The 13,550-nt window shown below is 33.7% G+C and carries 12 protein-coding genes and 1 tRNA gene; 3 read left to right on the forward strand and 10 right to left on the reverse strand.

Translation table 11 applies throughout. From position 1 onward, the window contains the following. Window positions 1-177: 177 nt before the first annotated feature. The 3 genes from P0R33_RS08290 to era form a co-directional block, all read right to left on the reverse strand. Complete coding sequence (locus P0R33_RS08290) at window positions 178-2,925, reverse strand: outer membrane beta-barrel protein (RefSeq protein ID WP_276174994.1); 2,748 nt, start codon at window positions 2,923-2,925, stop codon at window positions 178-180. 166 nt (window positions 2,926-3,091) lie between these two features. Further along, window positions 3,092-4,402 carry a ribosome biogenesis GTPase Der gene (der, locus tag P0R33_RS08295; protein ID WP_229354261.1) on the reverse strand — a complete coding sequence of 437 codons (1,311 nt, stop codon included), beginning with the start codon at window positions 4,400-4,402 and terminating at the stop codon, window positions 3,092-3,094. 256 nt (window positions 4,403-4,658) lie between these two features. Continuing rightward, window positions 4,659-5,540, reverse strand: a complete 882-nt coding sequence (gene era / locus P0R33_RS08300; protein WP_250833917.1) for a GTPase Era — start codon at window positions 5,538-5,540, stop codon at window positions 4,659-4,661. Window positions 5,541-5,657: 117 nt separating this feature from the next. Here era and P0R33_RS08305 point away from each other — a divergent pair. Further along, window positions 5,658-5,730: transfer RNA gene (locus tag P0R33_RS08305), tRNA-Met, on the forward strand. 1,622 nt (window positions 5,731-7,352) lie between these two features. Here the strand turns inward: P0R33_RS08305 and P0R33_RS08310 are convergent. The 3 genes from P0R33_RS08310 to P0R33_RS08320 all read right to left on the reverse strand — a co-directional run bounded on the left by P0R33_RS08310 (window position 7,353) and on the right by P0R33_RS08320 (window position 8,747). After that, the gene (locus P0R33_RS08310) at window positions 7,353-7,613 is read right to left on the reverse strand and encodes a hypothetical protein (RefSeq protein ID WP_276174995.1); all 261 of its coding nucleotides are present in this window, start codon (window positions 7,611-7,613) and stop codon (window positions 7,353-7,355) included. A gap of 370 nt (window positions 7,614-7,983) precedes the next feature. Beyond that, a complete protein-coding gene (gene mobA / locus P0R33_RS08315) occupies window positions 7,984-8,418 on the reverse strand; it encodes a conjugal transfer protein MobA (protein ID WP_276174996.1) in 435 nt (144 codons plus the stop codon). A 152-nt stretch (window positions 8,419-8,570) separates the two neighbouring features. Next, complete coding sequence (locus tag P0R33_RS08320) at window positions 8,571-8,747, reverse strand: hypothetical protein (protein ID WP_276174997.1); 177 nt, start codon at window positions 8,745-8,747, stop codon at window positions 8,571-8,573. 391 nt (window positions 8,748-9,138) lie between these two features. Here P0R33_RS08320 and P0R33_RS08325 point away from each other — a divergent pair, with 391 nt between their 5' ends. Further along, window positions 9,139-10,275 (forward strand): IS3 family transposase, encoded by a 1,137-nt coding sequence (locus P0R33_RS08325; protein WP_276174998.1) that lies wholly within the window; start codon window positions 9,139-9,141, stop codon window positions 10,273-10,275. Between the two features lie 2 nt (window positions 10,276-10,277). After that, window positions 10,278-11,435, forward strand: coding sequence for an IS3 family transposase (locus tag P0R33_RS08330; protein WP_276174999.1), 1,158 nt, complete (start codon window positions 10,278-10,280; stop codon window positions 11,433-11,435). Window positions 11,436-11,679: 244 nt separating this feature from the next. Here P0R33_RS08330 and P0R33_RS08335 read toward each other — a convergent pair whose 3' ends face one another. From P0R33_RS08335 to P0R33_RS08350, 4 genes are read right to left on the reverse strand one after another with little or no spacing between them, the layout of a single operon-like run. Further along, on the reverse strand, window positions 11,680-12,021 hold the full coding sequence (locus tag P0R33_RS08335; protein WP_276175000.1) for a hypothetical protein: 342 nt from the start codon (window positions 12,019-12,021) through the stop codon (window positions 11,680-11,682). Window positions 12,022-12,077: 56 nt separating this feature from the next. Next, the gene (locus P0R33_RS08340; RefSeq protein ID WP_276175001.1) at window positions 12,078-12,638 is read right to left on the reverse strand and encodes a hypothetical protein; all 561 of its coding nucleotides are present in this window, start codon (window positions 12,636-12,638) and stop codon (window positions 12,078-12,080) included. Window position 12,639: 1 nt separating this feature from the next. Continuing rightward, complete coding sequence (locus P0R33_RS08345; RefSeq protein WP_276175002.1) at window positions 12,640-13,179, reverse strand: hypothetical protein; 540 nt, start codon at window positions 13,177-13,179, stop codon at window positions 12,640-12,642. 12 nt (window positions 13,180-13,191) lie between these two features. Beyond that, on the reverse strand, window positions 13,192-13,542 hold the full coding sequence (locus tag P0R33_RS08350) for a hypothetical protein (protein WP_276175003.1): 351 nt from the start codon (window positions 13,540-13,542) through the stop codon (window positions 13,192-13,194). Between the last annotated feature and the right edge of the window lie 8 nt (window positions 13,543-13,550).

Below are 13,550 nucleotides of genomic sequence, written 5' to 3' on the forward strand. Positions count from 1 at the left end.
TTTTAGATTTTAGATTTTAGATTTTAGATTTTAGATTTTAGATTTTAGATTTTAGATTTTAGATTTTTCTATAAAAAAACGGCAAATCAAAATTGATTTGCCATTTTTTTATGAGTCTTTGATTCTAAAAACCTTAGTCCCTTAGCTTCTCAGATCCTTAGAACCTTTTAAAAAAAATCACGATCCTCTCTGTCTTCTTGCCTTTTTACCTTCAGAAAAGTTTCCGATTTTATAAGCTAAAGAAAACATTACGTAACGCTTTAAAACTGTATTTTCTTCATCACGAATAGAAGTTGACGAAATAGTTCTTGTAGCACTTTGATTTTGGTTTAAAACGTCATACACTTTCACTTTAGCATATAATTTTTTATCCATAAAACCATAAGACAAACTAGTATTCCAAAGGAAGAAATCTTTTTTGAAATCATCTGAAATATTTGAATTATAAGTATATCCAAAATCATTTCCGAAAATTAAATTAGCTGGCCAATACGATGTTGTTTGCAAATTAATCCTGTGAATTACGTTGGAAGTTGCATCTCGCGAAGAGTTTTCATATTTTGTTTCATTGTAAGACAAACTATACGATGGCGCAATCGAAAGCACTTCTCCATAATCATAAGAAGCATAAACGCTTGGCGTAACTACGATAGATTTTGCATTGTATAAAACGGCATTTGTAAATCCTTTATCAAAATTATAATTACCGCTCAAACGCAAACCATATCTTAAAGTATGGGCATCTTTTTTAATTTGCTGATTCCAGTTTCCTCCAATCGAAGCAGAATAAGTTCCTGAGATATTCACGTAAGTCGTATTTCTTTTTCCGCTATCATCATAAATTGAAGTCGAAACAACATCATTATTATAATAATCTCCTCTCAAATAAACACTATAACCAGAACGAGATCTAAAATCAAAATTTTTAAAATCTACACTAGCGCTATTTTTCTCGATCGGATTTAAATCTGGGTTTCCAATTACACTATTCAACGGATTGTTCAAGTTCGCGACTGGCATTAATTGCGTTGCTGACGGAAGCGCATTAGAGTAATCATATTTAAAAGTCAAATTTTTCGAACGATTGAATTTATATCTTAATTGAGCATTTCCATACGGAAGCATATATCTTTTATTCAAATCTGTTGCCTGATTTAGATAAAAAGAATGATTGTCAAATTCTACAATTGAAGTTCTAGAATTTAAATTAAGCGTAAATTTATTTTTCTGCAAAGTAACTCCAACCTTAGGCGTAATCGAATTTTGCTTTGATGAAGTATAATTTGTCAAAGATTCATTTAAATTTGAATACTGATCTGTAGTTTCATCAAAATCAAAAGTCTTTTGATCGTTGATGGAATTCTGCCAATTGAAATCAGTTCCAAAACGAACACGAAGCGAATCTGTAATTGGCTCTGTATATTCTAAATCAATTGCGTAAGAATCACTTTTCGAATTGTTTTTTGCGTTCTGATTTCTTTCATCATTTGGTTTCCCGTCTTGATGAAAAATGGTTTCAGAAATATTAATTCCGTTCGAGTCATTTTTAGAGTTATTGTTATTAAAAACAATGCTCAGATTTCGCGACTTCTTTTCGAATACTTTATTGAAATTAATACTGTTAGCAAAATTTGTATTAGATCCTTTTGTATGAGAAGTTGATGTACTTTCGTTTAGCGCTTCACCATTTTCATCTACTGAAGAAGTAAACGAAGAATTATTATTTGTCGAATTAGACTGATTTAAATTTGGAGCCACAACAAGACGCATAGTTGGATCTATTTTGTATTCTAACTGAAAATTGGCATTGTTTCCTGTATTTTCATTTTTAGTTTTAGAATCAGCTTCTGTTATAATATTTCCTGTTGGCAAAAAACTAACTTGATTCGATTTACTATCATTTTTAGTTACGGCATTTGTAAAATTATAACTGCTCATAAACTCCAAATCTTTCGTCCAATCATCAGAATAATTGATTCCAGCCAAAGTAGATTGTGTAATTCCTTTTCCGCCATTTCCTGCGCCTTGACCTCCTTTTGAATTTCTTCCTCCTCCCATATTATCAAAAACCTCATCCATGGAAAAACCTGTTGAGTTGATATTATTTGAAGAAGCTAAAACACTGATTTTTTGTTTATTTTTAAAGAAGTTCATCATCAAACTGCTTTCGTAATGTTCGTCTGAACCATATCCGCCGAGCACTTTTCCAAAATATCCTTTATTTTTCTTTTCGTCAATCGTGATATTTATACTCGAATAATCTGAAGTCGATTCTTGTTTTGCCAGTTCTTCTTTTTTTGTTTTAAAATCAGAAACCTGGACTTTCTTTATAATATCGGCTGGAAGATTTTTAATCGCAATGGCTCCATCTTTATCAAAAAATGCTTTTCCGTTAACCAAAACTTGATTGACTTCTCGACCATTTACTGTGATTTTTCCAGAATTATCAACATCAAATCCGGGTAATTGCTTCAATAAAGTTTCAACATTCGCATCTGGGCGAACTTTATACGAAGGCGCATTAAATTCTAAAGTATCTTTTTTGATTGTAATTGGTGGAGCTTCCGATTTTACTATAACTTCATTTAGAACATTTGCATTTTCAATCATGTATATTTTTCCGAAGTCTTTACTTTCTGTAAGTCCTTTTTGTTCTTCGAAATAAGCCTGATATCCTGTGTAGTTGACTTTTAAGAAGACTGGTTTTTCATACTTTTTAGTATTGATAATAAAATTTCCGTTTTTATCCGTTGTAGCATATTCAATCATTGTTGAATCTTTTACGGTTGTAAAATAAACGGTGGCAAGTTCAAGAGGAAGTTGTGTGTTGATGTCAACCACTGTTCCTTTGATAACGATATTATTTTGGGCATTTGCCGAGTAAACAAAAGCTAAAAACAATAGAAATGAATAAATTTTGGTCATAAAATTAGGTTAGTTAGATCAGTAAGACTTAAATAATTGCAAAAGGTTTAATTGTATTTTTTACATTTATTCAAATATAATGCCAATAAAAAATTGATCCCGTAATTATATAGACACAAAACATAAAAAAGTCCCCTATTTTGGGGACTTCTTTTTTATGTTTATTTTATTTTTCTCTGATATAAATATCAATTGGAACTCCTGCAAAATCCCAATTTTCTCTAATTTTATTTTCTAAATATCTTTTGTAAGGTTCTTTTACATATTGAGGCAAGTTAGCAAAAAATACAAACTGAGGCGTTTGCGTTGGTAATTGCATACAATATTTAATCTTTACGTATTTTCCTTTTGTTGCTGGCGGCGGATAAGCTTCAATCACTTTCAACATATATTCGTTGAATTTTGAAGTTGCGATTCTTTGTTTTCTATTTTCGAAAACCTGAACTGTAGCCTCAAGCGCTTTCAACAAACGCTGTTTTGTTAAAGCAGAAACGAACAAAATTGGCACATCGGTAAAAGGCATCAATTCTTTCTTGATTTTCTCTTCGTAATCGCGAGTTGACATGGTATCTTTTTCTACCAAATCCCATTTGTTTACCAAGATTACAACACCTTTACGGTTTTTCTCAGCCAGCCAGAAAATACTCTGATCCTGGCCTTCAAATCCGCGAGTTGCATCAATAACCAATATACAAATATCTGCATGCTCAATTGCTCTTACAGAACGCATTACAGAATAAAATTCTAAATCTTCTTTTACTTTTGCTTTACGACGAATTCCGGCAGTATCTACCAAGTTAAATTCGAAACCAAAACGGTCAAATTTAGTATCAATTGCATCACGAGTTGTTCCTGCAATATCTGTAACTATATAACGGTCTTTACCAATTAAAGCATTGATAAAACTAGATTTTCCAGCATTCGGACGACCTACAACAGCAAAACGAGGTAAATCTTCTTTAACCTCAACTTCTGGTTTCTCAGGGAAAGCATCAATTAAAGCATCTAATAAATCTCCTGTTCCACTTCCAGAAATACTTGCGAAAGTATAATAATCTCCTAATCCAAGATTATAAAACTCAATCGCATCTTTCTCACGCATTGCGTTATCTACTTTATTTACAGCCAACAAAACTGGTTTTGTTACTTTACGCAACAATTTAGCAACCGTTTCGTCCATTGGTGTAATTCCTTCTTCAACATCAACAACAAAAATAATAACATCGGCTTCGTCGATAGCCAATTCTACTTGTTTACGGATTTCACCTTCAAATACGTCATCAGATCCGCGAACGTATCCACCCGTATCAATAACAGAAAACTCTTTTCCGTTCCACTCGCTTTTACCATAGTTTCTATCGCGGGTAACCCCAGATACTGAATCTACAATAGCTTCTCTTCTCTGTATCAGCCTATTAAACAGGGTTGATTTCCCTACATTAGGTCTTCCTACTATCGCAACAATGTTATTACTCATTTTATTGATTTTTTGATTTTAGACTTTAGATTTCAGATTCTTAGCTTCCTAAAAATCTAATTACTTGTAATCTAAAATGCTTTATTTAAATTTTTTGCAAAGGTAGTTAAAAAAAGTTGCTAATTGCTATCCCGATAACTATCGGGACTAAGTACCTAAGTTTTTATTGTTTTTTGTTTCAAGTTTGATGTTTCAAGTGTCAAACTTTATGTCTGCCATTCAACTTGAAACCTGAAACTTAAAACAATTATAAACTTTATTGATTATAACCAAATCTTTTCAACATATTAGCATTGCTTCTCCAGTTTTTGTTCACTTTTACGACTAGTTCAATGTGAATTTGTTTTCCGAAGAATTTCTCTAGATCGGCGCGGGCATCGGTTCCAACTTTTTTAAGAGCAGCACCTTTATGTCCGATAATAATTCCTTTTTGAGTTTCGCGTTCTACCATAATAATCGAACGGATTCTGATGATTTTTTCGTCTTCAAAAAATTCTTCTGTTACGATTTCAACTGCGTATGGAATTTCTTTACTGTAATTCAATAAGATTTTCTCACGAATGGTTTCGTTTACGAAAAAACGTTCTGGTTTGTCAGTTAATTGATCTTTTGGATAATAAGCCGGAGATTCTGGCAATAATTCGATAATTCTTCCAAAAACTTCTGGTACATTGAAATTCTGCAAAGCCGAAATCGGGAAGATTTCTGCATTTGGCACTTTTTCTTTCCAAAAAGAAACTTGCTCTTCTAATTGTTCCTGATTCGAATTGTCGATTTTATTTAAAAGTAATAAAACCGGAATTTTAGCATGAATGATTTTATTAAAGAAAGCTTCGTCCTTAAGATCCTGCTCGCCTATTTCGACCATGTAAATTAAAATATCAGCATCTTCAAAAGCCGATTTTACGAAGTTCATCATCGATTCCTGCATTTCATACGCTGGTTTGATGATTCCAGGAGTGTCAGACAAAACCAATTGAAAGTCTTCTCCGTTTACAATTCCTAAAATTCTATGACGCGTAGTTTGTGCTTTTGATGTAATGATAGACAATCGCTCTCCAACGAAAGCGTTCATCAATGTTGATTTTCCAACATTTGGATTTCCGATAATGTTTACGAAACCTGCTTTATGTGACATTTTTTGTTTTATTTATTTTGCAAAGGTAGTCATATCAAGTCAATACAGAAAATAAAACATTTTTTAAAGTTTTCGTTGGATTTCTCAAAAAACGGCGTATCTTTGCACCCGAAACATCGCGGGATAGAGCAGTAGGCAGCTCGTCGGGCTCATAACCCGAAGGTCACAGGTTCGAGTCCTGTTCCCGCTACAGAGAATAACCCATCAAAATTTTGATGGGTTTTTTGTTTTTTACTACTTACGTCAAGCCTTGTAAACGTTGAGACCAACCTAAAAACAAGGTTTACTTTATTGGTTAGATATTGCCTGTTTTCAGCCCTAATTGACAATCCTTCTGGAAACACCAAGTTTTGAATTCTTATTTTACTCTCTATATCTCCCTCTCTCCAGTATTTACTGATGTTAGAGACTTTTTCTACTACCTTATCGATATGTCTGTTGTGGTTAGATATTTTTTTGGCATTGGAGTATATCTGGCTTTCAATCATCTTTAATTCGGTCTCAAACTGAAGCGCATATCTATTGTATTTATCATCTCCAAAATTTGTATTCTCAAAATAACGTTTATCCAAATTCTCAATTTTAGCTTCAATATCTTTTTTCTTTACAAGCAAGCTTTTCGTTTCCTCTTTAGCCTCTGCGTTCACAGCATCAAAGAATTTATTTAACTGTATTTTAAAAGGCTCTACAAATTTTGAGTTTAATGTATACTTTGCCAATAATCTTTCGAAAGAATCATTCAAACCTTCCATTTTTGATTTTTGAGTGGTCAGAGCATTAAAACTGGCATTTTTACATTTTTGGCATTTATAATAGTGTGCTTTCTTTTTTCGAACCTCATAACTTGTAAGCAGGCAACCACACTCGCATCTTAAAAATCCTGTAAGGGGTCTAAACTCATTGACTTTAGTTTTACAATATTCTTTAATTGTAATTACGTTGTTTTCCGAAAGCATATTATCAACTTTCAGGAAATCTTCTTCACTAACTAATCCCGCCCAGTTTCCTTTCACTGGTTCTTCAATTAGTGCATTAACTAATATTCCGCAATAAAATGGATTACGCCACATGGAACTAATCCCTTGTTTTGAAATAATCAAATTCAATTTTTCAAGTTTCTGTCTTATCACATAATCTCTTTCCCCTGCAAGTTTCCATTTCCAAGCCTTTTTTAAAATCTCTCCTTCCTGATTGATTGTAATAGACTGCGTGTCCTGCATTAAGGCATAATCTCCTACTTTTCTTCCCCGCATTGTATAACCTCTGGGAGCTTTGCCAAGCCAGTTCCCTGACCTCAGCAGTGCTTTCATGCCAGGAATTGTTTTCTCTAATCTGTCCATGTTTTCCCTTCTGGCATCCAAGAGCTTGCTGTAAATATCCAATTTACTGTATTCATCATTGGTGCATAGCCCTGATGATGTCTCAATCAAATGAACACCCAGCTTATCTACTAGTTCATGTACGATAGTGATAGCGTTGCCTCCTGTTCTGGAGAACCTGCTGATAAATTTAATGGCAATCGCGAAAGGTTTCTGCTTTGAGCTTTTAACTTCTTCCAATAGTTTTGTAAACTCTTTTCTTGTGAAATCTCCCGAGGCGCTTTCATAAGTACCTCCAAGTATGTTCTTAAGTGTATAGCCATTCCTAGATGCGAACTGAACTATTTCACTGCGCTGTTCCTCCAGACTATTATTTACTAACTGTAGTTTTGAGCTTACCCTAGTGTAACCCCAAATTTCTTTTACCTCATCTTTTTGAGTTAGTTTTTCTTTTTGAAATTTTTTGAAATTTTCAATACTCATATTCTTAGTTTTAAAAATTATAAACTATTACTGCCAATTGAAACAGGCTTTCAATTATCTCCTGACCTTCCGCTTCTGATATTGTTTCAAAACCTTTACAACTTCTTAATTCTTCAATAGTTAATTTTTGCTGATTCTTTTCGCTTTTTTCTTTCTCATTGCCAGAAACGCTCTCTCTTTGTTCGAGCATTATATTTATGCTTTCAGCATGTGGCTCTACTAACTCCCTGCCTATAGTGGTTTTTCTTTTATCCGTTCTTTCATTTCTCATCGTGCACCTCCTGCTCTAAACTGTAAAAGACCGCTTTCACGATCTTTACTAATTACACCTAATTATATTTATTTTAATAAATATAATTATGCATGTTTGAAGCTATGACATTTATAGTGCCACTGGTACTCTTTGTCTTTTAAAGGCATAATATCCAAAACGAAAATTGCAGGCTTACAGCAATTTCAATAATTAAAGCTTGGCTAGAACATAACCGAAAGGTGTTTTTTCGATAAACAGCAATTAATAAAATCTTACCGATGTATCTTATCAATTCTTTATATATGGCACACTGAAAATCATGTTTCATACATTGGACGCGAATTAAACACGTCTGTAGACTTATATTTCTTGAAATTTCGCTGTCATGTCAAGTTTTTTTAATGTGCTTTTCTTCAAATTCCTCTGTGAGCTGTATTATCTTTTTGGATAAAACAGCTAATTCTATTGTCTGCTTTTCGAGTTTGTACAGATATGCCGAAGCTTGCTTTTCGGAAAATTTTTGATATAAAATCTTTACAACCTGATTGTAATTTACCCCGATAGCCCTAAACTGGCTGTAAAAGGAGGTCAGGCGCATATAATAATCCATTGTCGCTTTATCGATCTTAATTGTTTTTATTCCTTTTTGAAAAATACACGCTGTAATAAAGTGTGCCATTACATGCATCCCTGATGTTTCAAAAAGAGTCAGGAAGCGGGCATTTTCTTCTACAGTAAGACTGATGGAATACCGGTGGACGGCGGGATCTTTTTTTGGAGGTCTTCCTCCTATGTTCCATTTCTTTTTTTCTTCACTTTCCATAACTTCTTATTTCAATTTCTTAAAAACCAATATAATATATACTCAGAGTAACAATCCAATTTGGACGTGTTTGGAAGTAGTTGGAAGCATTTGGCTTATTTGTTCCTAGCCCAGTCTTAAACCATTAATATTGGAATTTTTTTATCTATATTTTATCCAAAGAAATAATAAAAAGAAACCGAAGGTATGACGGGCTTAACAGTCTGGCAAAAAGACTTCGGCATAATGCCTTGCTCGTTCCTCTCAAGACACCCTTCGGGACTTATTCCGATTCCTTTTGGCCTGTCTGAATCCCGTCCTTTGAGATTGCTTTCTTTTTCTTTTTTCATTTTTTCTGTTTTCTTTTGGAAAATATTTTTTATTTGTACTGCTGGATTGGCTGAGCCCCTGCTTACCTTTGTGTATACTTGCACGCTTGATTGCGTGACTGCCTGCTGGCTTGCAGGCAGGAATGCCAACTTGCATACATCCTTACCTACTTACTTGGGCACTTGAATACTTGATTGCGTTACTGCTTGACTGCTTGAATATGTTAGGACATGTCTACCTGCATGCATAAATAATTATATGCACAGATTACAACTCTAAGATTTAAATAAGCCTAATTGATTTTTAACACACACATAATAAAACACTTAGAAAATATTATCTTTAATATTTATATATCAACACCATTATATTTCTTAAATTCACATAAGTATAGAATTTGAAATTTAAGAAATGGTAAAACGTAAAATTTACGACCGCGATTTCAAAGTAAATGCAGTCAAATTAGCGCTTAAAACAAATGGTCGTAAACTAGCAAAAGAACTTGGGATAGCGACAACGAATATTTACAGATGGCAAGCTGATCTTGAAAAATATGGAACAGATAGCTTTTGTGGGGGAGGTCATTTTAGAACCTCCGAACAAAAAAGATATTCTGCACTTAAAAGAACACTTAGGAAAGAACTTAAATATGCAGAACTTCAAATTGAGATTTTTAGAAGCGCAAGTAAGTATATTATTGAAGGGAAACCAATGATTTTTCATTTTATTGAAAAGAATTTAGACAAATATCCCCTTTGGCAGATGTGTAAAGTTTTAGGCATATGCGAGCTTTCATATTACAGATGGAGAGATAAAATTTTTTCTCCTACACAACTTCAAAAAGCTTTAATCGAAAAAGAAATAACATCTATATTTTATGAATATAAAGGCAGATATGGCAATGGGAAAATCTCTGCAGAATTAGAAAGCCGAGGTATTAAATTAAATAAATTTTCAGTATCGAAATATATGAAAAAAATGGGGCTTGTCAGTAAGCTTAGCAGCAAACATAAAAGATCCAGCTCATCATTTATTCCTCACAATCATTACATCTTTCCAAATGTGCTAAATCGCCAATTTAATACTGACGGACCTTCTCAGGTTTGGTTATCAGGTATAACAAGATTAGAGACATTGAATGGACTTTTATTTCTAACAATTATTATAGATTTATTCGACAGAAAAATTATTGGATGGAATTTGAGTAAAGGCCTGACAATAAAGGAAACTTCTATGCCTGCTTGGGAAATGGCAGTACATAATCGTAAAACCAAGAAGGGACTAATATTTCATTCCGATAGAGGTATACAATATGCCAATAAGGTGCTTACTCGTAAATTAGACTCATATAAAAATATTACACGAAGCATGAGTCGAAAAGGAAATCACTTAGATAATGAGATACTTAAAAGCTTTTTTATCTTACTTAAATCTGAACTAGTTGATTTAAATATGCTTCTGACTAAAGAACAAATGGAAAAGAAAATACTCGAGTATATTGAAAATCTTGATGAAAATATATTCTGCTGTAAATTATCAAACTTCTGACTATGGAAAAATACGAACGCCATTTCAAAGAGAATGCAGTTAAATTAAGTTATAAGCGAGGGAACAGGCAAACTGCAAGCCTTGCAAGAGAGCTGGGAATAGCTCCAGATTACTTGTATAAATGGCGACAAGACTTTGAAAAATTTGGAACAGGAAGTTTTTGTGGATCGGGTCACCCTAAAATGACACCTGAAAAAGCTATAATCACTGACCTTGAAAAAAAAATTAAAAATTCAAAAATTACTCTCGAGATAATAACTAAAGGGATCAAATATGTTTCTCAGGGAAAAATAATGACTAAAAACTTTATAGAAGAAAACAAATCTAAATTTTCAATTGCAAAAATGCTAGATGCTCTACAAGTCTCGGAAACCACATATTACAGAAGGAAAAAACAAGAACTTACAGATACAGAATCTCGAGTTATTTTACTAAAACAAGAAATTACATCCATATATTATGAATTCAAGCGAGCATACGGATGTACAAAAATCACAAAAGAACTTCAAACCAGAGGGTTTAAAATAAAAAACTCATCAGTAAAAAAATACATGAGAATGTTGGGCTTGCGTAGAAAAGTTAAAAGAAAGTTTAAGGTAACAACTGATTCATATCATAATTTCTATATAGTGCCAAATGTTTTAAATAGAGAATTTACAGTTAGTGAGCCTGCTAAGGCTTGGGTTTCAGACATAACCTATATACAAACAACAAAGGGCTTTTTATATCTTACCATTGTTATGGATTTATTCGATAGAAAAATAATAGGATGGATTTTAAGCACCAAAATGAGTACCAAAGCAACAATTTTACCCGCTTGGAAGATGGCAGTTAAGAACAGAAAAATTACTAAGGATCTAATCTTCCATTCCGATAGAGGTGTTCAATATGCTAATAAAATTTTCGCCACTACATTAGACTCTTATAAGTGTGTAATACGTAGTATGAGTCGCAGGCAAAATCATAATGACAATGCTGTTTGTGAAAGTTTTTTCAGCTCTTTTAAAAGAGAATTAATTAACGGCAATAAACTTCTAGCTAGGAAACAGATGAGAGCTGATGTATATGAATATATTGAAAATTGGTATAATAAAAATAGAAGGCACTCATTTTTAGACAATAAAACAATCGAAGAATTCGATAGATTACATCTAATATAATCACAGTGTGTGTTAATAATCTGGCACTGCATTTTGCTTCGCAATAATAACTTAAACCACTACAATAAAAAAAGGGCATCAAGCCCTTTCCATTAAAATCCATTCCTAAAAATGTTGTCGCCAGACAACTGCAAGTTGTGTTTTGAGATGCTTGAAATGAATTCAGCATCTCAAAACAACTTGCCCTGCGGGGCTGGAAAACGCCTCCGAAGTCGGCGTTTTTAAAATTATTAACACAGAAAAATCAGTCCGCACTGCTTTTTTTATTCTGCTTTAAATGCTTCCTGTGAAGGATGTCCAGCAGATCACCCTCTTCCAATGGAATCAGCATTTCAATCACTTTAAGAAGGCTGTAGACATATCGTTCAGTCTGCTTGTGATTGTTCTCACTTATTTCAATTCCCTCTAAAGCCAGCATTCCTGCTTTTAGCAAATCCAAAATCAGAATAAAAAGATCAGAATACCCCTTAACATTTATGTTGAGATTGTATATGTCTTTTCTTGTTTTTGATGCAGGTTTGAGCATTACAAAATAATGCTCTGGATTCTCAACCGTATCCCTTAACTTGATTTTATTTTTTTTCATATCAATATATTTTATCAGTTAATATCGATCATCTACGAAATGATGCAGTAATGTCATTATTCTGCATGGTCTGTACTAACGCTCACTTTTTTTATTTTTTCAATCCCTCTATCACGCATAAGCTGGCTCGCGTCAAGCATCTTGACAAGATAGATATATGGCGTGATCAGGTCATAATCAAACTCCTCAGTAAATGGGGACAATGACAGGTGCGAGATTTCAAAAAGAAAAAAATCAAATTCATCAATGGTATTCTCCTCAAATGCTTTTTGAAATACTGCGAATGGATTCTCATACTCCTGCTCTGTCAGTGAAGCCATGTCAAGTTTTGACTTATAGGCGCATGATTCCTTCACTTTCCATTTTCTGTTTTTGTACTGCAGAAGAAAACATGCTTTAACAAAAGAGCTGAAAGCACTGTGAAAAACAAACACCTGTCCGGGATATCTTATCCTGCATACTTCTGTTTTATGGATATACAGAAATGTGTCACTGAGCACTTCCTTATATGAATCAAGATGGGCAAAGTCAAAAAAAGCATCCATAACCTCAAAAGGATTTTTAATCTCATAGCCTGCCCAAAACTTGGTTTCAAATGATTTTATATTCTTTTTCATATCACGTTACTTTTTTTGTTTTTTCAATTCCTCTTTCATTGATAAGCTCTCCTGCATCCAGAAGTTTTATCAAGTGGATATACGGAGTGATTATATCAGAGTCGGGATCTGAACCGAAAGGGGATAATGAAAGCTCTGTGATTTCGCTCAAGAAGAATTCAAACTCCTGCAGTGTTTTCTCTTCAAATGCATTTTGAATCGCCAGATAAGGATTGTCGTATTCTTCTTTGGTCAGGGAAGAGAGATGAAATACCGTTTCAGAGCGGGTTGATTCTTTTACTTTCCATTTCTTGCTTTTATCCAGCATCCAGTAGCAGACTCTCACAAACGAACACACAGCTGTGTAAAAAACAAAAACGTTGCAGGGAGATTCCTCCTTATATACTTTACCCTTATAACAGTGGAGAACCGCTTGGGTTAGGTTCTGTTTATAATAATCAAGATGGGCAAAATCAAGAACCTCTTCTAATGCGCTGAATGGGTTTCCCGTTCTGAAGCCTGCCCAGAATCTTGTTTCGAAAGATATTTTATTCTTTTTCATAATTTCCAGAGATTATCCGTTATCATTTTCCTTATTGATCTCTAAATAAAGTTTGTGCAGTTTATCAAGCCCTTCGGATTCAGAGCATGGCAGGAGCTGTACTGCAATTTCCAGAATGCTTGTAAGATGGAAAGCGGGATCTTCAATCTGGCTGGAGTTTTCCAGATCGGAATTCTCAAGCGTGTGGAGGGCTATTTTCAGAAGATCCTGTACAGTAAACATCAGATTGATGTAGCTTGTAAATTTTAGGCTTGCATAATAACCGCCTTCTTTGTCTTTCTGCGGGGTCAGGGTTCTGAAGAAGAAACTCTCTTTCAGCTCTTTGATAAATTTATCCGCAGTTGTGGTTTCATTTGTTTCCATAATTTCTG

The organism is Flavobacterium sp. YJ01 (genome assembly GCF_029320955.1).
In the GTDB taxonomy this organism is placed as follows: Bacteria; Bacteroidota; Bacteroidia; order Flavobacteriales; family Flavobacteriaceae; genus Flavobacterium.

Coding starts and splice junctions, on each gene's coding strand:
- P0R33_RS08290 (WP_276174994.1), bottom strand. CDS start 2,925: ATGACCAAAATTTATTCATTTCTATTGTTTTTAGCTTTTGTTTACTCG.
- der (WP_229354261.1), bottom strand. CDS start 4,402: ATGAGTAATAACATTGTTGCGATAGTAGGAAGACCTAATGTAGGGAAA.
- era (WP_250833917.1), bottom strand. CDS start 5,540: ATGTCACATAAAGCAGGTTTCGTAAACATTATCGGAAATCCAAATGTT.
- P0R33_RS08310 (WP_276174995.1), bottom strand. CDS start 7,613: ATGAGAAATGAAAGAACGGATAAAAGAAAAACCACTATAGGCAGGGAG.
- mobA (WP_276174996.1), bottom strand. CDS start 8,418: ATGGAAAGTGAAGAAAAAAAGAAATGGAACATAGGAGGAAGACCTCCA.
- P0R33_RS08320 (WP_276174997.1), bottom strand. CDS start 8,747: ATGAAAAAAGAAAAAGAAAGCAATCTCAAAGGACGGGATTCAGACAGG.
- P0R33_RS08325 (WP_276174998.1), top strand. CDS start 9,139: ATGGTAAAACGTAAAATTTACGACCGCGATTTCAAAGTAAATGCAGTC.
- P0R33_RS08330 (WP_276174999.1), top strand. CDS start 10,278: ATGGAAAAATACGAACGCCATTTCAAAGAGAATGCAGTTAAATTAAGT.
- P0R33_RS08335 (WP_276175000.1), bottom strand. CDS start 12,021: ATGAAAAAAAATAAAATCAAGTTAAGGGATACGGTTGAGAATCCAGAG.
- P0R33_RS08340 (WP_276175001.1), bottom strand. CDS start 12,638: ATGAAAAAGAATATAAAATCATTTGAAACCAAGTTTTGGGCAGGCTAT.
- P0R33_RS08345 (WP_276175002.1), bottom strand. CDS start 13,179: ATGAAAAAGAATAAAATATCTTTCGAAACAAGATTCTGGGCAGGCTTC.
- P0R33_RS08350 (WP_276175003.1), bottom strand. CDS start 13,542: ATGGAAACAAATGAAACCACAACTGCGGATAAATTTATCAAAGAGCTG.